The organism is Clostridium sp. NSJ-145 (genome assembly GCF_021044725.1).
Classification (GTDB): Bacteria; Bacillota; Clostridia; order Clostridiales; family Clostridiaceae; genus Clostridium; species Clostridium disporicum_B.
On record NZ_JAJNOS010000004.1, the window covers coordinates 40,601 to 61,363 of the forward strand.

Here is a 20,763-nt window from a genome sequence, read left to right on the forward strand (position 1 = left end):
TATAATAAACATGTTAAATTATTGAGTTATTATAGGAGAAAATAGATGGATTTTGTAGCTATAGATTTTGAAACAGCTAATGAGAAAAGAAATAGTCCTTGTTCTATAGGGATTGTTATTGTTAAAGGTGGACAGGTAGTAGAAAAAATACACTATCTTATTAAACCAAAAGAAATGAGATTTATGCCAATAAATATAGGGATTCATGGGATAAGGCCAGCTATGGTAAAAGATGAGCCTGAGTTTAATGAGATATGGGATAAAATTAAGCATTATTTTAATGAAGACAATTTAATAATCGCACATAATGCATCTTTTGATGTGTCGGTATTAAGAAATACATTAGAACTTTATAATATAGAAGCACCAAAGTTTAATTATATATGCACTATGAAGCTTGCAAGAAACTTTTATAAACAACTAGATAATGCAAAACTTAATACCGTAAATAAGTTTTTAGGATATGAGTTTAATCACCATGATGCTTTAGCTGATGCTCTTGCTTGTAGCAATATACTGCTTAATATATCAGAGGAGTTAGAGACAAAAGATATAATGGAAATATCAAAGTTCATAGGAGTTACTTTAGGTACAGTAAATAAAGATGGATATATACCATCATCTACAAAGGGAAGAGTGCTTAGAACATCAGGCAAAATATTTTCTAGAGAAATAAAAAATGATAACTACAATTTTGATGCTTTCAAGGATGAAGTAATTGTGTTTACTGGAGGACTTGGATCAATGAGTAGAGAAGAAGCAAGTAGATTAGTTAGAAAGCTTGGGGGCTCTATTGGTAGCTCCGTAACTAAAAAAACAACAATATTAATAACTAATACTAAAGATATAGAAAGTCTGCAGAGAGAAGAAATGAGTATCAAGCTTAGAAAAGCAGTTGATTTAAGGGCTAAAGGACAAAATATAATAATTATGAATGAAGATGAGTTTTTACTTAAATGTAAATAATTATATTGCTCTTCGGTTAATATATTTAAAGTTTTTAGATAATAAATATTTATTATTGCTCCTCATTTTAACTTAAAAGTAATTGTGTTTTTTGTAAAATGAGGAGTTTTTTTATCGAAATAAATGATAAAAAAATGTCAAAATAGAATTTAAAAAAATAGTTATATAAAAAAATAAACCACTATAAATATAAAAAGAAAAAGTTTACTAAAATAATAATTGAAAAATATAGAGTTAAAAATATAACAAAAAATATTGACTTAATAGTAAATGGCAAATATAATTAAATAGAAATATAAGTAAATACAACTATATTTAAGCAAAAATGTATTATATTTTAGGGGGAGAAAAAATGAAAGCAAAAAAAATTTTAAGCTTATGTTTAGCAGCTGCTGTAATTATAGGAATGGTTGGTTGTCAAAGTAAAGGAAACGATGAAACTGCTCAAAGCGGAAATGATACTCAAACTGAAACTCCAGCAGAAACACCGGCTGAGAAAGTAACTTTAAAAATTGGTCAAGCTAACTTTGCTGCACATGGTACAAAAGCTTTTGCTGTTGTAACTACTGTAGTTAGTGGTGATGAAATAGTTTCAGCATATATTGATGAATTCCAATACATGAGCGCTGATACTTCAACAGGTGTTCCAAATAGTGAAGGAATGGCTGATAATGTAATTGAAGGTAAGGTATTAGGTTCTAAGAGAGAAAATAATGAAACATATTCAAAGAATATGGCAGAAAAAGCAGGTTCAACTGTAGAAATTGCTACAAACTTTGATGTTATACAAGACTTTGTAAAAGGTAAGAAAATATCTGAATTAGAAGAGCTAGTAGGAAAGAGCGCAGAAGAAGTTGTAGATGCTGTAACAGGTGCAACTTTAGCTGATACTACAGGATATATTCAAGCTGTTTTAGAAGCTGCAAAACAAGCAGATTCAACTACAGGAGTAGAATTTGATGGTAATGTTGAAGATTTAACTTTAGCACAAACTTATTCTGCTGCTCACGGAACAAAGAGCTTTACTATAACTTCTGTATTAGTTAATGGTGATGAAGTAGTTTTAGCATATATTGATGAGTTACAATATATGGCTGCTGATACTACTACAGGAGTAGCAAACAGTGATGCTGATTTAGCTGAAAACTATGCTGAAGGAAAAGTGTTAGGTTCAAAACGTGCTAATGCAGAAAGCTATTCAAAGAATATGGCAGAAAAAGCAGGTTCAACTGTTGCTATAGATGCTAATTTTGATGCTATTCAAGAATTCGTTGAAGGAAAGAAAATATCTGAATTAGAAGAAGTAACTGGAAAGACTGCAGAAGAAGTTATTGATGCTGTAAGTGGATGTACTTTAGCTGATACAACAGGATATATTACTGCTGTAATCGAAGCTGCAAAAGCTGCAAAATAGTATAGAGTAAATGTAAAGAGTAATTTCTAAATGGTAAAAACCATAAAGAAATTACTCTTCTTTTTTTATAAATAATATAATTTTTGTGCATATGTAAAATAACTTCTATAAGGAAATTAAGATAATATATAATATGTAGAATGTGAGATTTATTGTGTAATTAAATGTGTAAAAGTATAATTTATTTATTGAGGTGCTTTAAATATGAATAAAAATAAACAAAATTATTTTACTACCGGTGAGTTTGCAAAGCTTGTAGGTGTTACTAAGCATACGTTATTTTATTATGATAAGATAGGAATATTTTCTCCAGAAATAAAACTAGATAATGATTATAGATATTATTCTGTTTTTCAAATCGAAGTATTTTATGTTATATCTACTTTAAAAGAACTTGATATGTCGTTAAAAGATATAAAATCATATTTGGATAAAAGAAGTCCAAAGGAACTTATTTCTCTCCTTGAAAAGGAGAATAATATAATAGATGAAAAAATTAATTCTTTGATTAAAATGAAGAAAGTAATAGAGGGCAAGCTTTCTATAACAAAAGATATCTTTAATATAGATACAAATAAAATTTCTATTGAAAGATGTGAAGAAGAATTATTAGTTTTAACGGAATGTTGTAATGTAACAAATGAAAAGAGTCTTGCAAAGGCGATAGCTAATCATGTTAAATATTGTGATAAAAATGAAATATATAGTCCACATAGTATGGGAGAAATGATACATTTAGAAAATATAAAAAAAGGTATGTATGAAAATTATGATTATTTCTATACACGAATTTATGAAGGAAATGAAAATATAAAGCTATATAAGAAAGAAGCAGGATTATATTTAATTGCATATCATAATAAAGGTTTTTATACCATAGATCAAAGCTATGAGAGAATACTTAAATTCGTTAAGGATAACAATTTAGAGCTTGAAGGTTATTTTTATGAAGATGTACTTTTAGATGAATTGTCGGTTTCGGGATATGATGAATATTTAATTAAGATATCAATAAAAGTAAAGATATAAAAACAACTAAATTTCTATATAGTCATATCCTATAAATTAAAGATAAAAATAAGTTGACTATAGTGTTACACTATACCTTATTATCTTTTATGGAGGAGTGGTTGTATGGATTTAACATTAGGAAAAGAGTCAATAGGAAAATTGTTTGTTAAGTATTCAATTCCTTCAGTAATTGCGATGATAGTGTTTTCACTTTATATAGTGATAGATGGGATATTTGTAGGTAATGTAGTTGGAGCTGCTGGACTTTCGGCAGTAAATTTAGCTATGCCTTTCTTTGGAGTTGCAATGGCACTTGGAACTATGGTCGCAATAGGTGGAGGAACTATAACAAGTATAGATTTGGGAAGAGGAGATAAAGAAGAAGCAAGAAGGAGTTTTAGTTTAGCATTTTATATACTTACAGCTATAACTTTAGCTTTATCTGTGTTTACTTTGGCATTTACACCTACTATTGCTAGAATATTAGGTTCAAGTGAGGAGCTTATGCCATTAGTTATTGAGTATTTAAGAGCTCTATGCTTATTTCTAGCAACGTTTGTAGGGAGTTCTTATTTAAGTGCAAACTTAAGGGTAATGGGAAAGCCAAATCATGCTATGGTAGCAGATATAATTGGAGCGGCTCTTAATATAGTATTAGATTATATATTTATAGTGAAATTTGGATGGGGATTAGCAGGTGCCGGAGTTGCATCAGGACTTGCTTTTACAATAGGATTTATATTTTCTTTAGTTCAATATTTAAGGAAAGATTCAATACTTAAGTTTGTTAAAACTAGCTTTGATATAAAGAAGGTAATAAAGATATTTTATAACGGTTCTTCCGAGGGAATAACTCAGTTTGCTGTAGCTTTTTCAAATTATATTTTTAATATTGTGTTAATGATAAAAATAGGAGAAATGGGAGTTTCAGCTTTCTCGATAATACTTTATATATCTTCATTAGTAACAGCTGTATTTTCAGGTATATGTAATGGGATAAGTCCTATTATAAGTTTTAACCATGGCGCTAAAAACAAAGACCGTATACAAAAATTAATGAAGATTTCAGTTATAACTATTTCTATAATAGGTGTATTAAGTACTATACTTATGGCATTTGGAGGAGAAACACTTATTGCTATGTTTACAGAAGGTGATGATTCTTTAGTTAGCTTAACGGTAGAAGCAACTAGAGTTTACTCTATAGCGTTTATAGTAAATGGATTAAATATTTTATCGTCAGCATATTTTACTGCTATAGAAGATGCAAAAACTTCTGCTATTATATCAGCTTTAAGAGGCGCTATATTAATAGTAATATTTATAGTATTACTTCCTATGATTTTTGGAGATGTTGGAATATGGCTAACAGTACCTTTTAGTGAGGTATTTACAGTAGTTGTAGCATTTAGGTATATAAGAAAATCAAATAGAAAATTAACTTTAATGTATGGGAGTTAATAAAATATAGTAAGTAGATTAGATAATGCAATTATTTTAATAAAAGATAATTGCATTATTTTTTATTGAGTAAATTTAGGAAAATTTATAAAAGTATTGACTTATAGTTAAGTATAACCCTTATAATGGAATTAAAATAGAAAAATTAGACATCATGATGTTGTTTAAGCAAGGAATATAAATACGTATTTAATTAAATATGAGTAAAAACTTAGACAAAGCAAAATAATAAGTTTAGTGAATATTACAGGAGGAATAAAAATGGATAATTTTAGATTTGGCGCTCCAACAGAGATGCTATTTGGGAAAGGACAAATATCTAATCTACCGGAAGTTTTAAAAAGATATGGTAGAAATGTATTACTTGCTTATGGTGGAGGAAGCATAAAGAAGAATGGTATATATGATAAGGTTCAAGAATTATTAAAGGATTTTAACATAGTTGAATTAAGTGGTATCGAACCAAATCCAAGAATTGAAACTGTAAGAAGAGGTATAGACCTTTGTAGAGAAAATAATATAGATGTTATTTTAGCTGTAGGGGGAGGTAGCACTATAGATTGTTCAAAGGTAGTAGCTGCTGGATATTACTATGAAGGAGATACTTGGGACATAGTTCTTGATTCATCAAAGATAACAAATGCACTACCTATAGTAACAGTTTTAACATTAGCAGCAACTGGTTCAGAAATGAATAAGGGAGCAGTTATTTCAAAGATGGATACTAATGAGAAATTAGGAACAGGTGCAATCTGTATGGCTCCTAAAACTTCAATATTAGACCCAGAATATTTATATACTTTACCAGCAATTCAAACAGCAGCAGGTACAGCAGATATTATGTCTCATGTATTTGAAAATTATTTTAAGAAGACTAAGGATGCTTATGTTCAAGATAAGATGTCAGAAGGATTACTAGAGACTTGCATAAAATATTGCCCTATTGCTTTAAAAGACCCAACAAATTATGAAGCTAGAGCAAACTTAATGTGGGCTAGTTCTATGGCCTTAAATGGACTTACTGGAAGCGGGAAAGTTGGAGCATGGAGTTGTCATCCAATGGAGCATGAATTAAGTGCTCATTATGATATAACTCACGGTGTAGGACTTGCAATATTAACACCAAGTTGGATGAGATATATATTAAATGATGAAACTGTTGATAAGTTTGTAGATTATGCAATAAATGTATGGCATTTACCTTACAATGAAGATAAATTTGCTCTTGCTAATGAAGCAATAGATGCAACAGAAAATTTCTTTAAGGAATGTGGTATTCCAATGACTTTAAGAGAAGTTGGAATTGATGATTCAAAATTTAAAGAAATGGCTGCTGCAGCAGTTAAGCATGGAAATTTACAATATGCTTATGTACCTTTAGACCAAGAAGATGTTTATAAGATTTTTGGTATGTGTTTATAATAATTAAGAATTGGATAATAGACATAAGTTTTATAAACTTACGTCTATTATTTTTTTAATAACGATAAACAAAATAAACTTTATTTCATATAATATTAGGATAAGGATTTTATTGGTGGTGAATAGATGGAGGGAGATCATAAGAAAGAGAAACCTAAAATTGTTATTGTAGGGGCAGGACTTGCCGGATTGACCTGTGCATATAGGTTATTTAAATCTGGAATAAAGTGCAAGGTATTTGAAGCATCTGAAAGAGTAGGAGGAAGATGTTTTAGTATAAGGAACTACTTTTTAGATAATCAAATTGCTGAGCATGGAGGAGAACTAATAGATTCTGAACATAATGAAATTAAAGAGTTGGCTAAAGAGATAGGCTTAAAGTTGGAAAATCTTATTGATATCGATAAGAAAGAAAACAAGCCTTTTTATTTTTTTAATGGACAACCATATTCTTATGATGAAGCAAGTAAAGATTGGCTAAGTGTTTATCCCAGAGTTAGAAAAGATTATGAAGATGTAAAATTTCCAACACTTTATAATAAATATACAAATAGAGGATATGAATTAGATAATATATCTGTTAGGCAGTGGATTAATCAAATCATTCCAGAGGGTGTTAATTCTAATTTAGGAAGGCTATTAGATGTAGCATATTCAGCGGAGTATGGAGCAGAAACTAATACTCAAAGTGCTCTTAATATAGTAAGATTACTTGGTTCAGGAGAAGAAAATGCTTTTAATATATTTGGTAGTTCTGATAGAATGTATCATATTAAAGGGGGAAATGATCAGCTCCCAGGAAGATTATATAGGGCACTCCCGAAAGGAACTGTTAAATTTAAGACGCAACTTTTATCTATATCGAAGGTGAAATATGATAAATACAAATTAGTATTTCAAAGTGCGTGTAAGGTAGCAAGTGTGCTTGCAGATATAGTGGTTTTAGCTATTCCTTTTAGTGTTCTTAAGCTCAGCGTTAACTATGATAAAGCTGGTTTTAGTGAATTGAAAAAACAGGCTATAGATGAACTGGCCATGGGAACTAATACAAAATTAAATGTACAGTTTACAAGCAGATATTGGAGAAGAGTTAATAATAACGGTACTACTTATTGTAATATTGGATATCAAGTTACAAGGGAGGGAAGTTGTGGACAGTTAGGAACTAAGGGGATACTTGTTAATAATACAGGAGGAAAAATTGGTGCTTCTTATAATAATCAAGAGTATATAAAACAATATGTAGAAACGTTTATTAATAGATTAGATAGAGTTATACCAAGGCGTAATGCTAAATGGAATGGAAAAGCCATATTAGATTATTGGACTGGTAATCGTTGGACATTAGGGTCATATCCGTATTATAAGTTAGGACAATATACAAAATTTGCAGGAGTAGAAGGTGAAAGTGAAGGTAATTGCTTTTTTGCAGGTGATCAAACCTCTATATATTATCAAGGATATATGAATGGAGCAGTTGAAAGCGGAGAGAGAGTATGTAAAGAGATCTTAGAAAGAATAAGATAGAGCGATATATAAGTGATTAAAGAAAAAGCATGCTTAAATATACAAATGTATAATTCAAGATGCTTTTCTTTTTATATAGTTTATTTTAAAATATGTTTTGGTAGTAAGTAAGCTCCAATCATAAAAATTATACCTACTAATAGTAAACCTAAATATCCAGTATTAAAAACTGAAGGATATTTATCAGATATATTAAATAAAGTTAGCTTTCCTAGATTTAACATATCAAATAATCCTATATTTTTTAGTGGACCATAGGACATAGTAAATGCAAATGCACCAACTAATCCTCCGATAACAGCAGAAATTGCTTTTTTAACTCCTTTGCTACCTATAGCACCAATACATGTACCAGGACAAGTGCCTATAGAGCCAAAGGCAATACCAAATATTAATCCACCTATAATAACTCCTAAATTCATAGTTTTAATAGATAAATGTGATACATCAAATATTCCTAACATTGCTGTCAGTGAAAGTAAAGCACTAGAAAAACCTATAGCAAATAAAATTATTTTGGCTAAAGATAAATCTTCAAGTCTTAACATTTTTAATATATTTTTAAAACCAGTAGCTCCTACATATGCAAGTGCAAAACCAAAGAAACCACCAAGTAATATTGCTAATAATATTTTCATTTTAAATAACCTCCCTACTTAGATTTATTCTTAAGATGTTTTACTATTAGTGAGGATGGTATTGCTGTGGCAAAAACAGAAGCAGCGAACACATAACCACTAACACTTCCTTGCATCATTCCACTCATCATATGACCACTTGTGCATCCATCTGCCATTCTAGCTCCATATAGTAATAAGAATCCTCCAATAAAGCTTGGAGCATAATTTTTAATAAAACTTGTATCATCTCCCAATTCGCATACTTTCAAATTAGAGCTTGTATCAAGTGCTTCAGATTTCTTTCTTCTTTTTAATAACTCATATCCTATATAACCGCCAACTGGAATAGCTAAAACAAATATAAAGTCATAATTTAAAGGATGTTTTATAGCTTTTGCCAATTTCCCATCGTTTTTATCGTAATAGGCATTTGTACTACTATAACCAGATTCTCTTAATGGGTCTTCTACTATAACATTTTTATCAATTGAACTATGAATGATTCCAGATAATACTGAGAATTGAGTAGATACACCTATTGGTTTAACTAAAAATATTGCTATGAAAAATGAAAAGCCTAATATTAAAGCGCCTTTTATCCAATTATTTTTACTCATATTTTTTCCTCCTAGACATTTATTTAATAACTGTTTAAAAGTATATACAGAATTGAGAGTATTTTCTGTGATATAATCATAGATGATACTAGTTATTATATATTTTGGGTAATTTATAGATAAATTATTATTCAAAAAATTGATTGCAAAAAAAGTAACTTAAGTAGTAAGTCACCTGTTAGGATTATCTTATTTTAATATGAGAAGTTCTAGGAGGTTATTTTTATTCTTGAAAATACACTAAAGAATTTTAAAATTTATTATCAAAAAAGTAATATAGGAGATAGAATTGTAACTTGAAAAAGTTTCTACACATATTATGTGTTATAGAAGTTATATATTATAAAAGCAAAAATTAAAGGGATAGGGGGAATGCTTATGATGAACACCTTGATGATATGTGGATTGGTTTTACTTATTTCTATAACAACTAGTAAGGTTTTATATAAATTTGGTGTGCCTATATTATTAATTTTTATAGTGCTAGGTATGTTATTTGGCTCTGATGGCATTGTAGGAATATATTTTGCAAATTACAATTTAACAAATGAGATTTGTTCAATAGCTCTTGTATTGATAATGTTCTATGGAGGTTTTGGAACTAATTGGAAAGTTGCTAAACCGTCATTAAAGCCTGCTCTTTTGATGTCTACAGGAGGAGTAATAATAACAACATTACTTACAGGTACATTTGCATATTTTATTTTAAAGGTTAGTATATTGGAAGGATTGCTTATTGGGGCGGTGGTATCATCTACAGATGCAGCATCTGTTTTTGCAATATTGAGATCACAAAAGTTAAACTTAGAAGGGTCTTTAGCATCGTTGTTAGAAGTTGAAAGTGGAAGTAATGACCCTACAGCATATATGTTTACTATATCAATTCTAACTATAATGAGTAGTGGAGCAGTAAATGGAATAATTTTAATTATAATTAAACAAATAATATTTGGAGTTTTAATTGGAGTTATATTAGCTAAAATTGCAGTTTTTGTACTTAGAAATGTTGACTTTGAAATAAGGGGATTTGATAGCATATTTATAACAGCTATAGCTATACTTGCATATGCGGTGAGTGAATGGTTAGGTGGTAATGGATATTTAAGTGTATATTTAGCAGGAGTAATAATTGGTAATAGTAAGATTCCACATAAAAAGAATCTATTTTATTATTTTGATGGAGTATCATGGATAATGCAAATAGCATTATTTTTCTTGCTAGGTTTATTGGCATTTCCATCAAAATTTCCACAAGTTATAGGTATTTCTATAGCTATATCAATATTTTTAATATTTATTGCAAGACCTGCAGCTACATTTTTAATATTGAAGCCGTTTGGATATTCAACAAGGGAAAAATTATTTGTATCATGGGTAGGACTAAGAGGAGCAGCGTCATTAGTTTTCGCTATATATGCAATGACTTATGGTGTAAAAATAGAAAATGACATATTTCATATAATATTTTTCGTTGCACTATTTTCAGTAGCAATTCAAGGAACATTAATACCTAAGTTAGCAAAAAAACTTGATTTAGTAGATAACAGTAGTCCAGTTTTAAAAACATTTAATGATTATACAGGAGAGATGAGTAGTAAGTTAATAGAATTGAATATAACTAAGGAAAGTAAGTGGGTTAATAAAAGTATTATGGATGCCGATATACCAAATGAAATACTTATAGTAATGATTAAAAGAAATGATGAGATTATAATTCCAAAGGGAGCTAGCATTATAAAAGAAGGAGATATTCTAGTTTTAAGTGGAGAAGGAATAGAAAATTTAGAAGTTGTATAAACTTAGCTAATTTAAAATAAATTAAAAAAGGTCTTAGGAAAAATATTATCCTAAGGCTTTTTTTATTGATATATTTAAATATGTATTTTTTTGAATAAGTTACCTTAGAGAATGGAAATATAGTCTTGAAGTATAAAAATTATAGAGAGGTAAGAGCTTATGAATGAAAAATCAACTAATGATAAAAAGTACAATGTAGTTGCGATTGCGAGCGTATTCCTTTTAGGTGCATTTGTATGTTTCTTAAATAGTACATTTATGAATGTTGCTCTTTCTGATATTATGAAAGATTTAAATATAAGTGTATCTACAGCACAGTGGTTAAGTACAGGTTATATGCTTGCAACTGGTATCATAATTCCTTTTACAGCATTCCTTATAGATAGATTTACAAATAGAACTTTATTTTTTGTATCTATAGGTTTATTTACTGTAGGAACTGTTGTAGGAGCTTTTGCGACTAACTTTCCAATGCTTCTTACAGCAAGGCTTATACAAGGTGTAGCTAGTGGAATAATAGTTCCATTAATGCAAACGGTATTTTTGAATATGTTTCCAATAGAAAAAAGAGGATTTGCAATGGGAATAGTAGGAGTTGTAATAGGATTTGCACCTGCTATAGGGCCAACGTTATCAGGATGGATAATAAATAGCTATCCTTGGAGATACTTATTTTATGTAACATTACCTTTTGCAGTAATAGATTTAGTGATTGGAATTTTCCTTCTTAAGAATGTAACGCCAACTAGAAAGGTATCATTTGATATTATTTCATTTATAGGGGCTGCTGTAGGTTTTGGAGCATTGTTATTTGGATTTAGTAATGCTGGAAATTATGCTTGGAGCGATAAAAATGTATATATTCCACTTATTATAGGGATAGTTTTTCTTATAATATTTGTTTGGAGACAATTAACAATGAAAGAACCTATGCTAGATTTAAGTGTATTTAAAAGTAGTATATTTACATTCTCAACAATAATAGTAATGATTGTTTATGCAGCAATGATTTCATCAGAACTTATAATTCCTATGTTCTTAGAAAATGTTAAAGCAGAAAGTGCCTTTAGAAGTGGGTTAACACTTATGCCCGGAGCTATAGTAATGGTTATAATGAATCCTGTAACAGGTACTCTTTTTGATAAATATGGTGCTAGATACCTTGCATTAGGAGGTCTAGCAATACTTACACTTGGAACATTTGGATTTTCATTTTTAAAAGTAGATACATCAATAACTTATGTAATTATTGTTTATGCTATAAGAATGTTAGGAATAGCTATGCTTTTGATGCCGCTTACAACGTCAGGATTAAATTCATTAAATAGAGAGCTTTATGCTCATGGTAACGCAGCCAATAATACATTAAGACAAGTAGCAGGATCAATAGGAACATCAATAATAGTTACATTAATGAGTAAATCTGCTGCATCATCAGGATTAACAAATCCTCTAGAAGCACAGGTTCATGGTATGAATGTATCTTTTACATTAATAGCAGCATTAACATTATTAGGACTTATAATAGCATTTTTTGTAGTTAAAAACAAAGAAGTAAAAGTTATGGATTAGTAGACATATAAATTAATGAATTTATTATAAAACTTTAGACTGCCTTAAGGTTAATTATATGATAAAATTAGCTTTGAGACAGTCTTATATAATTAATAATGATATTGTAAAGTTTAATATTAAAAATATATTAGACTTTATAGTAATTAGAACTTAGGGGGATAATATGAGTAAGCCAAAGGTAGCATTTATATGTGTACATAATTCTTGTAGATCACAAATGGCAGAAGCTTTAGGTAAGCTATTTGGAAGTGAAGTTTTTGAAAGCTACTCAGCAGGAACAGAAACAAAACCACAAATAAATCAAGATGCTGTGAGAATAATAGAAGATTTATATAATGTTAATATGAATAAAACACAAAAATCAAAGTTATTAAGTGATATTCCTGAAATTGATATAGCTATAAAAATGGGATGTAACGTAGTTTGTCCATACTTAAAAGCAAATCATACTGAAGATTGGGGATTAGAAGATCCAACAGGAAAATCAGATGAAGAGTTTATAAAGATAGCAAAAACTATTGAAGCTAAAGTTAAAGACTTAGCAGAAAGAATTAAAAATAATAAACTATAAATAATATAAAGGTATTCACAGTAAAAATGATATAGTAAAAGCCGGAAAAAATGAACTAACAAAGTCTATTTGATAGAGTATAGTTCAATTTGCCGGCTTTTTAATTAGCATTATTTTAATTTGCTAAAGTCATGATTAATTATTTCTAATAATTTAAATTTATCATTTTCAAATTCAAATTTTAATATACAACAGTTGCCAAGCCTTTCTTTTTGGTCAACATCGCTAGTATGAGCCCAGTATCTCATAAATTGACGGCAAGCAGCTCCGTGAGAAACAGCTAAAACAGTATTATGGTCATCATTTTTCATAATAGAGTGGAGTGTTTCAGCAACTCTATTTCTTAATTCAAATTCATCCTCACCACCATATTTAACAAAAAAATCTCCATAAGGTAATGGTGGATTTAAGTCTTCACTTTCTCCTTCAAATGTACCAAAATTCCATTCTTTAAGACCTTTTACTCTTTTATATGGAGTGTTAGAAACGTATTCCAAAGTGTCGCAAGCTCTTTCAGATGTAGATGAGTAGGCATGATCAAAAGTTATATTATTTGCTTTGAAATATTCTCCGGCTATGGTAGCTTGTCTAATTCCAAGGCTAGTTAATGGAGAATCACACCATCCCTGGACTTTTCGTCTAACATTAAAAAGTGTTTGCCCATGTCTCATTAAGTACAATATTTTTTTCATAAATTCATCCCCGTTTTAATATATTATAGTTTAATTTATATTTAGAAAGACCATTAAATGAATTACCTTATTCAATACTAATGAATAAGGTAATTATATTAATTTTAGATAATTGTCTAGATTCTCTATCTAATAAAATTTGTAAATATGTGAGCTTCTTTTTCTGGTAATCCAAATTGTTCTTTGCCTAATTGAATACTTTTCATTAAAAATGCCATATTTTTACCTAATGTACGCATTGTTTGCATTCCTTCTAAGTCTTTTTTTACTTCTTCAGCAGAATTACCATGTACCATATTCCAATACTGACTTGATGCAATTGGCATACCTGAGATAGTAAAATATTTATTAATTTCATCAAATGTAGCAGTACTTCCACCTCTACGGCAACTTACTACAGCAGCTCCTACTTTCATTCTTTTATCAATGGACATGCTACTATAAAACAGACGGTCAATAAAAGAAATAAGCGTTCCATTTGCTGAAGCATAATATACAGGCGAACCTATTACTATACCATCACATTCATTTAATTTTGGAGCGACTTCATTAACTATGTCATTAAATACACATTTACCTTTTGTCCTACATTGACGACATGCGATACAACCTCTAATATCTTTATTTCCTACATGAACGATATCTGTTTCAATACCTTCTTGATTTAAGGTTTTAGAGACTTCTTCTAATGCTGTATAAGTACATCCTTTAGCATTTGGACTTCCATTTATCAGTAATACTTTCATTTATATTTCCTCCTATCTAACTAGACTTGCTAACATTTCTACAGATGATGCTTCTTGATGATTAAAGAAAGAGCTTTCTTTTTTATCTAAACAAGATATTTTATTCATATCATCTTCATTTAATTCGAAATTGAAAATATCAATATTTTGTAACATTCTTTCTTTATTAACTGTTTTAGATAGTGGAACAATTCCTCTTTGAAGTAACCATCTTAGAATAATTTGAGCTACAGATTTATTGTATTTATCTCCAATAGCTTTCAATTCTGGATTAGTAAACATTCCATTTCTTCCTTCAGCAAATGGTGCCCATGCCTGCAACTGAACTCCATACTTTTCATTAACTTTTTGTGCTTCTATTTATTGATGAAATGGGTTGACCTCAATTTGATTAACGGCTGGTACTATTTCGTTAAATAAGGATAAGTCAACTAAACGGTCAGGATAAAAGTTCGATACTCCTATAGCTTTTATTTTTCCTTCCTTGTATAGATCCTGCATAGCTCTATATGTTCCATAATAATCATTTAAGGGTTGATGAATAAGTACTAAATCTAAATAGTCTAATTTCATTTTATTTAAAGATTCTTCAATAGATTTCTTTGCTTTTTCATATCCAGCATTACTAATCCATACTTTAGTTGTTATAAACAAATCTTCTCTAGGTACAGATGATTCCCTAATAGCTTCTCCTACTGCTTCCTCATTACCATAAGCTTGAGCAGTATCAATTAAACGATAGCCCACATCAATAGCATCTTTTACCACTCTTACACATTCTTCTTTTTCAGGAATTTGAAAAACTCCAAAACCAACTGATGGCATTTTAATTTCATTATTTAAAGTTACATAGTTCATTATTTATCACTCCTTGAATTTTAACAATATTTGCCTTACAATTTAATAGTGTAGCACTCGGTAGCAACTACCGTGCAATAGTTTTTTGTAAATATTTTATAGTTTTGGAGGAAAATTTTATGTACACAATGAAAGAGGTTAGTAAGCAAGTTGGGATATCATACGAAACATTAAAGTATTATTGTAAAGAAGGCTTAGTGCCTAATGTGAAAAGAGATAAAAATAATTATCGTATTTTTGATGAAAAAAATGTTGCATGGTTAAAGGGACTACAATGTTTAAAGAAATGTGGTATGAGTATTAAAGATATGAAATTATATATGAATTATTGCTTACAAGGACCGTCTACAATTCCAGAAAGAAAAGAGATGCTTAATAAATCAAAAGAAGCTTTACTAAATCAAATTAAAGAAATTAATGAGTGTATTAATTTTATTGATAATAAGCAAGCTTTCTATGATGGTGTACTTACTGGAAAAATAGAATATGAAAGTAATTTAATTGATGTAGAAGATTAGTAAGAAGATTATTTGAATTGTAAGTCAAAGGTAAGAAAAATGTAAGTCAAAATATTAAAAATAAATATTTATGTCACATAATTGACATAAATAAAGAGTATTATAAATCTTGTAGTAATTAATAAATTATTATGTCCCCTAAATAAATAACCTTTTGTAAAATTTTAATATTGAAAATAACCTAGAGCTTAATCCCCCAAAAAAAGCTCTAGGTCTTTTTTTGTTTAAAAACTTTATATATTTATTCTACGTTATTAATAAAGAAATAATTGAATTTATTACAAGTTGTAAAGAGCTTCACTAAATATCTAAATTTTATAAAGTGAACTAAGAAGAATGTCTAAAAATGAAATATGATTTATTAAAAGAAATATAAGTAAAATATTTACAATAAAGTAAGTTGGTGCTATGGTTAATTATATAAGTAATGAACTAATTAACTATAGTTGAATATATTAAATTATAAAGGTATAGGAGGCGACGTATGAATTTAGAATTTACTAATGATGTACCTATATATATCCAGATTGCACAGGCTATTGAAGATAATATATTAAAAGATATTTTTAAAGAAAATGAGATGATTCCATCAACTACAGAGATATCTGTAAAGTATAAAATTAATCCAGCAACTGTTGGAAAAGGATTTAATCTTCTTGTTGATGAAGGAATTATTTATAAAAAGAGAGGTATAGGTATGTTTGTAGCAGAGGGTAGCAAAGACTTACTTATGAATAAAAGAAAAGAGAGGTTTTTTAAGGATTACATTGTAGCTTTAATTGAAGAGGCAAAAAAACTTAATATCTCTAAAGAAGATATTATAAAGATGATTGAGAGAGAGGAATAAGATATGGCAAAGATAGAAATAAAAAATTTAAGAAAAAAATATGATGATAATTTAGTGCTAGATGATATTTCGCTTACTTTTGAAGAAAATAAAATTTATGGGTTGTTAGGCAGAAATGGAGCTGGGAAAACTACTCTTTTAAATATAATTACAAATAGAGTTTTTCAAGATGATGGAACTGTAGAAGTTGATGGCGAAAATATTCGTGAAAATGATAAAGCTTTAGAAAAAATATACTTTATGACAGAGAGAAACCTTTTTCCAGAAGGCTATAAGGTAAAGGATATATTTAAATATACAAAAGAGTTTTATCCAAACTTTAATATGTCATATGCTTTAGAGCTTTCTAAAAAGTTTGACCTTGATATAAGTAAAAAGATAAAGAGTCTTTCAACAGGTTATAGTTCGATAGCTAAGATTATAACTGCTATGGCCTCAAATGCAGAGATTGTAATTTACGATGAGCCAGTCCTTGGATTAGATGCAAATCATAGAGAATTATTTTATAAGGAGCTAATGAAGGATTATATTGAAAATCCGAAGACTATAATATTATCAACTCACATTATTGAGGAGGTTTCTAGCCTTTTAGAAAATGTAGTTATATTAAATGATAGAAAGATAGTTAATACAGAAGAATCAGAAGAATTATTAAACAAGGTTTATACAGTATCAGGTTTAGGTCAAAATGTTGATAAATATATTGAAGCTAAAGAGATTGTAAATATTGAATCATTAAGCAATTATAAATCTGCTACAGTTCTAGGTGAGATTAATAGCAAAGATAAGGAGTTAGCAGAAAATCTAGGTTTAGAATTTTCAAAGGTAGAGCTTCAAAAATTATTCATATACTTGACTAATAAGGGGGAGAGTCATGGTGAATAAGAGCTTTAAAATAGCTAAAATGAATATAAATGATATGGTAAAGCCTATAATAATATTTTATTTAATTATAATAGCTGTGGTAACTTTTACAACAGTACAAAATATTACTAATTTTAATGATAACTTTCATATAGTAAATTCAGGATTGGAGCTAGCAACTGTAATATTTCTTTTTGTATGTGGATTAAATTCTTTTAAAGAAAATTTTTATTTTGCACAAAGTAATAATATATCAAGAAAATCATTTATTATTGGTGTTATAGAATCAATATTTCCAATAGCTGTGGTGATGGCTGTAATTGATGTGATGATAAATAGGATTACCAATATCTTTGTTCAAATGCCTACTATTTATGATATATTATATACTTCAACTGGAGCTGATAGAGTAGGGATATATAATGAATGGATTCAAAGTAATAGTTTTTTGACAATAATAAATACATTTCTTTTATTGCTAGCGTTATACTGCTTTGCTTATGTATTAGGTGTAGTGATAAATATGATATATTTTAGATGTAATACAATTATGAAGGTTGTAGTATCAATAATTCCAATAGCGTTGTTAAATATAGCTGGAGTTATAGAGTTAAACAATAGATATTTTTTCCCTTCGGTATATGAAAGTATAAGAAAAGTTTTTGGAATAGCAACAAATAATGTTTATCTAGCTTTTTTAAGTTTAATATTAATTGTAATGGTATTAACAGGAATATCATTCTTATTAATTAAAAAAGCTGAAGTTAAGGGGAAATAGTCTATGGATAAAAGTTTAAGGGTAGCAAAGTTTAATATAATAGACATGAGAAAAAGAATTATATATTTTTATCTTATAATATCAATAGTAATAATGTTTTTTATAAATATAGGGCAATATGGAGAGATTCTTTTACCGGTAATAATGGACGTATTAACTTTTATATTTTTACTTTCTTGTGCATCAGATACATTAAAAAATAAATTTAAGTTTGCACAAGCTAATAATATATCAAGAAGTACTTTTATAAAAGGAACTATAATTTCTATATTTCCTATATCAGCGCTTATGGCAGTAATAGATTTTGCTATAAATAGAACAATGAATTTATTTATCAAAGCACCTACATTTTATGATCTTTACTTTACAACCTTTGAAAAGTTTACAGATGTAGAAGGAAGAATTATTTGGATGCAGGATGGTGGCTTGAATGCAATTATAGGATCAGTGTTATTTTCATTTATGATTTATAGTTTAGCTTCTGTTATAGGGTTAATAATAGGTGTTATTAATTTAAAAACTAGTGAAAGGACTCAGCTTATATGGTCAGTACTTTCAGTAGGATTGTGGATAGTATGGTTTAATATAGATGATAGGTTTCTTATTTTGGATAAGATTAGACCATCTACAGATAATAGGGTATTTTGGGTGTTGTTGATTTATATATTAGTATTTGGTGTATGTATTTTTGGTTCGTTTAAGATGATTAGAAAGGCTACAGTAAAATAAATAAGCTTATGGAACACTACCTAGTAAGTCTATACTTGTTAGGTGGTGAATTTTTTATTTTCTTTTTATGAACTATAGTTTTCGTAAAGTGAACAAATAATAGCAAAATAGTTTAAATATTTTCAAAATTTGAAATTATTTTTTCTGTTATAGAAATATAATAAAAAGTAAGTAAAGGTATGAAATGTTTATTATATTAGAATGTGGAGCTTTTAGGAGGAGAAAAAATGGGTTTTAGAAAAGATTTTTTATGGGGTGGAGCAACAGCTGCAAACCAATGTGAAGGTGGATATAATGAAGGTGGAAGAGGACTTGCAAATGTAGACGTTTCTCCAGTAGGAAAAGATAGATTTGCGGTAATAGCAGGTAAAATGAAGATGTTTGATTTTGATGATGAACATTTCTATCCTGCAAAAGAAGCAATAGACATGTATCACCGTTTTAGAGAAGATATAAAATTATTTGGAGAAATGGGATTTAAAACATATCGTTGTTCAATAGCTTGGTCAAGAATATTCCCAAATGGAGATGAAACTGAGCCAAATGAAGAAGGTTTAAAATTCTATGAAGAATTATTTAAAGAGTGTCATAAGTATGGAATAGAACCATTAGTTACTATAACTCACTTTGATTGTCCAATGCACTTAATTACAGAATACGGTGCATGGAGAAACAGAAAGTTAGTAGGCTTCTACGAAAACTTATGTAATGTAATCTTTAGAAGATATAAAGGACTAGTAAAATACTGGTTAACATTTAATGAAATTAATATGATTTTACATGCTCCATTTATGGGTGCTGGTCTTTACTTTGAAGAAGGAGAAGACGAAGAAAAGATTAAATATCAAGCAGCTCACCATGAGTTAGTAGCAAGTGCTATTGCAACTAAGATTGCTCATGAAGTAGACCCTAACAATAAGGTTGGTTGTATGCTTGCAGCTGGACAAACTTATCCATATTCTTGTAATCCAAATGATGTTTGGAAGGGAATGAATGCAGATAGAGAAAATTATTTCTTTATAGATGTTCAATCAAGAGGACAATATCCTGCATATGCATTAAAGGAAATGGAAAGAAAGGGTACAATGCCAGTAATGGAAGAAGGAGATTTAGAGTTACTTAAGAACCATACTGTAGACTTTATTTCATTCTCATACTATTCAAGCAGATGTGCAAGTGCAGACCCAGAAGTTAATAAAACAACTGAAGGAAATATTTTCGCTTCATTAAAGAACCCATACTTAGATGCAAGTGAATGGGGATGGCAAATAGATCCACTAGGATTAAGAATAACAATGAATACATTATATGATCGTTACCAAAAGCCATTATTCATAGTTGAAAATGGATTAGGTGCAGTAGATACTCCAGATGAAAATGGATATGTAGAAGATGATTATAGAATAGATTACTTAAGAGCACACATAAAAGCAATGAGAGATGCAGTTGTAGAAGATGGTGTTGATTTACTAGGATATACAACATGGGGACCAATTGACTTAGTAAGTGCTGGAACAGGTGAAATGAAAAAACGTTACGGATTTATATATGTAGATAGAGATAATGAAGGTAACGGAACATTAAAACGTAGTAAAAAGAAGAGCTTTGATTGGTATAAGAAGGTTATAGCATCAAATGGTGAAGATTTAGAATAATTAAGAATTAAAAATTTATTATAATAAAAAGTCAGCTTTGCTGGCTTTTTTATTATATAAGTGTTAATCTAATATTAATTTAATCATAATAAGTA

19 protein-coding genes and 1 pseudogene are annotated in these 20,763 nt (G+C 28.9%); 15 read left to right on the forward strand and 5 right to left on the reverse strand.

Features of this window, described 5'->3' with window-relative positions:
- Positions 1-45: 45 nt before the first annotated feature.
- The 6 genes from LQE93_RS05140 (at position 46) to LQE93_RS05165 (ending at position 7,801) form a co-directional block, all read left to right on the forward strand.
- Complete coding sequence (locus LQE93_RS05140; RefSeq protein ID WP_231072392.1) at positions 46-966, forward strand: exonuclease domain-containing protein; 921 nt, start codon at positions 46-48, stop codon at positions 964-966.
- A gap of 352 nt (positions 967-1,318) precedes the next feature.
- Positions 1,319-2,380 (forward strand): hypothetical protein, encoded by a 1,062-nt coding sequence (locus LQE93_RS05145; RefSeq protein WP_055263804.1) that lies wholly within the window; start codon positions 1,319-1,321, stop codon positions 2,378-2,380.
- A gap of 204 nt (positions 2,381-2,584) precedes the next feature.
- The gene (locus LQE93_RS05150; RefSeq protein WP_231072393.1) at positions 2,585-3,409 is read left to right on the forward strand and encodes a MerR family transcriptional regulator; all 825 of its coding nucleotides are present in this window, start codon (positions 2,585-2,587) and stop codon (positions 3,407-3,409) included.
- Positions 3,410-3,514: 105 nt separating this feature from the next.
- Positions 3,515-4,852 (forward strand): MATE family efflux transporter, encoded by a 1,338-nt coding sequence (locus LQE93_RS05155; protein WP_186839501.1) that lies wholly within the window; start codon positions 3,515-3,517, stop codon positions 4,850-4,852.
- Between the two features lie 261 nt (positions 4,853-5,113).
- Positions 5,114-6,274 carry an iron-containing alcohol dehydrogenase gene (locus LQE93_RS05160; protein WP_055263799.1) on the forward strand — a complete coding sequence of 387 codons (1,161 nt, stop codon included), beginning with the start codon at positions 5,114-5,116 and terminating at the stop codon, positions 6,272-6,274.
- Positions 6,275-6,400: 126 nt separating this feature from the next.
- Positions 6,401-7,801: a flavin monoamine oxidase family protein gene (locus tag LQE93_RS05165; RefSeq protein WP_231072395.1), complete on the forward strand. Its 1,401-nt coding sequence runs from the start codon at positions 6,401-6,403 to the stop codon at positions 7,799-7,801.
- 80 nt (positions 7,802-7,881) lie between these two features.
- Here LQE93_RS05165 and LQE93_RS05170 read toward each other — a convergent pair whose 3' ends face one another.
- Positions 7,882-8,439 carry a hypothetical protein gene (locus LQE93_RS05170; protein WP_186839498.1) on the reverse strand — a complete coding sequence of 186 codons (558 nt, stop codon included), beginning with the start codon at positions 8,437-8,439 and terminating at the stop codon, positions 7,882-7,884.
- Between the two features lie 14 nt (positions 8,440-8,453).
- The gene (locus LQE93_RS05175; protein WP_231072397.1) at positions 8,454-9,038 is read right to left on the reverse strand and encodes a YeeE/YedE thiosulfate transporter family protein; all 585 of its coding nucleotides are present in this window, start codon (positions 9,036-9,038) and stop codon (positions 8,454-8,456) included.
- Positions 9,039-9,416: 378 nt separating this feature from the next.
- On the opposite strand from LQE93_RS05175, the gene LQE93_RS05180 reads away from it, so the two are divergent.
- From LQE93_RS05180 to LQE93_RS05190, 3 genes are all read left to right on the forward strand, one after another.
- Entirely contained in the window at positions 9,417-10,835 is a 1,419-nt protein-coding gene (locus LQE93_RS05180) for a potassium/proton antiporter (protein ID WP_231072404.1), read from the forward strand.
- Between the two features lie 159 nt (positions 10,836-10,994).
- Complete coding sequence (locus LQE93_RS05185; protein ID WP_231072406.1) at positions 10,995-12,407, forward strand: MDR family MFS transporter; 1,413 nt, start codon at positions 10,995-10,997, stop codon at positions 12,405-12,407.
- Positions 12,408-12,573: 166 nt separating this feature from the next.
- Positions 12,574-12,981, forward strand: a complete 408-nt coding sequence (locus tag LQE93_RS05190; protein ID WP_231072408.1) for an arsenate reductase/protein-tyrosine-phosphatase family protein — start codon at positions 12,574-12,576, stop codon at positions 12,979-12,981.
- A gap of 110 nt (positions 12,982-13,091) precedes the next feature.
- Here the strand turns inward: LQE93_RS05190 and LQE93_RS05195 are convergent, their stop codons facing one another.
- From LQE93_RS05195 to LQE93_RS05205, 3 genes and pseudogenes are all read right to left on the reverse strand, one after another.
- Positions 13,092-13,673: a histidine phosphatase family protein gene (locus LQE93_RS05195; RefSeq protein WP_186839001.1), complete on the reverse strand. Its 582-nt coding sequence runs from the start codon at positions 13,671-13,673 to the stop codon at positions 13,092-13,094.
- A gap of 125 nt (positions 13,674-13,798) precedes the next feature.
- Positions 13,799-14,419: a flavodoxin family protein gene (locus LQE93_RS05200; protein WP_055263783.1), complete on the reverse strand. Its 621-nt coding sequence runs from the start codon at positions 14,417-14,419 to the stop codon at positions 13,799-13,801.
- Positions 14,420-14,431: 12 nt separating this feature from the next.
- Positions 14,432-15,277, reverse strand: a pseudogene (locus LQE93_RS05205) (aldo/keto reductase).
- Between the two features lie 119 nt (positions 15,278-15,396).
- Between LQE93_RS05205 and LQE93_RS05210 the strand changes: the two are divergent.
- The 6 genes from LQE93_RS05210 (at position 15,397) to LQE93_RS05235 (ending at position 20,668) form a co-directional block, all read left to right on the forward strand.
- Positions 15,397-15,795 carry a MerR family transcriptional regulator gene (locus tag LQE93_RS05210; protein ID WP_055263779.1) on the forward strand — a complete coding sequence of 133 codons (399 nt, stop codon included), beginning with the start codon at positions 15,397-15,399 and terminating at the stop codon, positions 15,793-15,795.
- A gap of 484 nt (positions 15,796-16,279) precedes the next feature.
- Positions 16,280-16,642 carry a GntR family transcriptional regulator gene (locus LQE93_RS05215; protein ID WP_231072415.1) on the forward strand — a complete coding sequence of 121 codons (363 nt, stop codon included), beginning with the start codon at positions 16,280-16,282 and terminating at the stop codon, positions 16,640-16,642.
- A 3-nt stretch (positions 16,643-16,645) separates the two neighbouring features.
- Positions 16,646-17,527, forward strand: coding sequence for an ATP-binding cassette domain-containing protein (locus tag LQE93_RS05220; protein ID WP_231072417.1), 882 nt, complete (start codon positions 16,646-16,648; stop codon positions 17,525-17,527).
- Positions 17,517-18,284 (forward strand): hypothetical protein, encoded by a 768-nt coding sequence (locus LQE93_RS05225; RefSeq protein ID WP_231072418.1) that lies wholly within the window; start codon positions 17,517-17,519, stop codon positions 18,282-18,284. Before LQE93_RS05220 ends, LQE93_RS05225 begins: the two co-directional genes overlap by 11 nt.
- A gap of 3 nt (positions 18,285-18,287) precedes the next feature.
- On the forward strand, positions 18,288-19,013 hold the full coding sequence (locus LQE93_RS05230; protein WP_231072420.1) for a hypothetical protein: 726 nt from the start codon (positions 18,288-18,290) through the stop codon (positions 19,011-19,013).
- Between the two features lie 227 nt (positions 19,014-19,240).
- Positions 19,241-20,668, forward strand: a complete 1,428-nt coding sequence (locus LQE93_RS05235) for a 6-phospho-beta-glucosidase (protein WP_055263757.1) — start codon at positions 19,241-19,243, stop codon at positions 20,666-20,668.
- The last annotated feature ends 95 nt before the right edge of the window (positions 20,669-20,763 follow it).

Excerpts from the sequence above, each read along its gene's own strand:
- LQE93_RS05215 (WP_231072415.1), top strand. The coding sequence starts at position 16,280 with ATGAATTTAGAATTTACTAATGATGTACCTATATATATCCAGATTGCA.
- LQE93_RS05150 (WP_231072393.1), top strand. The coding sequence starts at position 2,585 with ATGAATAAAAATAAACAAAATTATTTTACTACCGGTGAGTTTGCAAAG.
- LQE93_RS05185 (WP_231072406.1), top strand. The coding sequence starts at position 10,995 with ATGAATGAAAAATCAACTAATGATAAAAAGTACAATGTAGTTGCGATT.
- LQE93_RS05210 (WP_055263779.1), top strand. The coding sequence starts at position 15,397 with ATGTACACAATGAAAGAGGTTAGTAAGCAAGTTGGGATATCATACGAA.
- LQE93_RS05235 (WP_055263757.1), top strand. The coding sequence starts at position 19,241 with ATGGGTTTTAGAAAAGATTTTTTATGGGGTGGAGCAACAGCTGCAAAC.
- LQE93_RS05180 (WP_231072404.1), top strand. The coding sequence starts at position 9,417 with ATGATGAACACCTTGATGATATGTGGATTGGTTTTACTTATTTCTATA.
- LQE93_RS05225 (WP_231072418.1), top strand. The coding sequence starts at position 17,517 with ATGGTGAATAAGAGCTTTAAAATAGCTAAAATGAATATAAATGATATG.
- LQE93_RS05175 (WP_231072397.1), bottom strand. The coding sequence starts at position 9,038 with ATGAGTAAAAATAATTGGATAAAAGGCGCTTTAATATTAGGCTTTTCA.
- LQE93_RS05145 (WP_055263804.1), top strand. The coding sequence starts at position 1,319 with ATGAAAGCAAAAAAAATTTTAAGCTTATGTTTAGCAGCTGCTGTAATT.
- LQE93_RS05140 (WP_231072392.1), top strand. The coding sequence starts at position 46 with ATGGATTTTGTAGCTATAGATTTTGAAACAGCTAATGAGAAAAGAAAT.
- LQE93_RS05220 (WP_231072417.1), top strand. The coding sequence starts at position 16,646 with ATGGCAAAGATAGAAATAAAAAATTTAAGAAAAAAATATGATGATAAT.
- LQE93_RS05230 (WP_231072420.1), top strand. The coding sequence starts at position 18,288 with ATGGATAAAAGTTTAAGGGTAGCAAAGTTTAATATAATAGACATGAGA.
- LQE93_RS05155 (WP_186839501.1), top strand. The coding sequence starts at position 3,515 with ATGGATTTAACATTAGGAAAAGAGTCAATAGGAAAATTGTTTGTTAAG.
- LQE93_RS05200 (WP_055263783.1), bottom strand. The coding sequence starts at position 14,419 with ATGAAAGTATTACTGATAAATGGAAGTCCAAATGCTAAAGGATGTACT.
- LQE93_RS05165 (WP_231072395.1), top strand. The coding sequence starts at position 6,401 with ATGGAGGGAGATCATAAGAAAGAGAAACCTAAAATTGTTATTGTAGGG.
- LQE93_RS05160 (WP_055263799.1), top strand. The coding sequence starts at position 5,114 with ATGGATAATTTTAGATTTGGCGCTCCAACAGAGATGCTATTTGGGAAA.
- LQE93_RS05195 (WP_186839001.1), bottom strand. The coding sequence starts at position 13,673 with ATGAAAAAAATATTGTACTTAATGAGACATGGGCAAACACTTTTTAAT.
- LQE93_RS05170 (WP_186839498.1), bottom strand. The coding sequence starts at position 8,439 with ATGAAAATATTATTAGCAATATTACTTGGTGGTTTCTTTGGTTTTGCA.
- LQE93_RS05190 (WP_231072408.1), top strand. The coding sequence starts at position 12,574 with ATGAGTAAGCCAAAGGTAGCATTTATATGTGTACATAATTCTTGTAGA.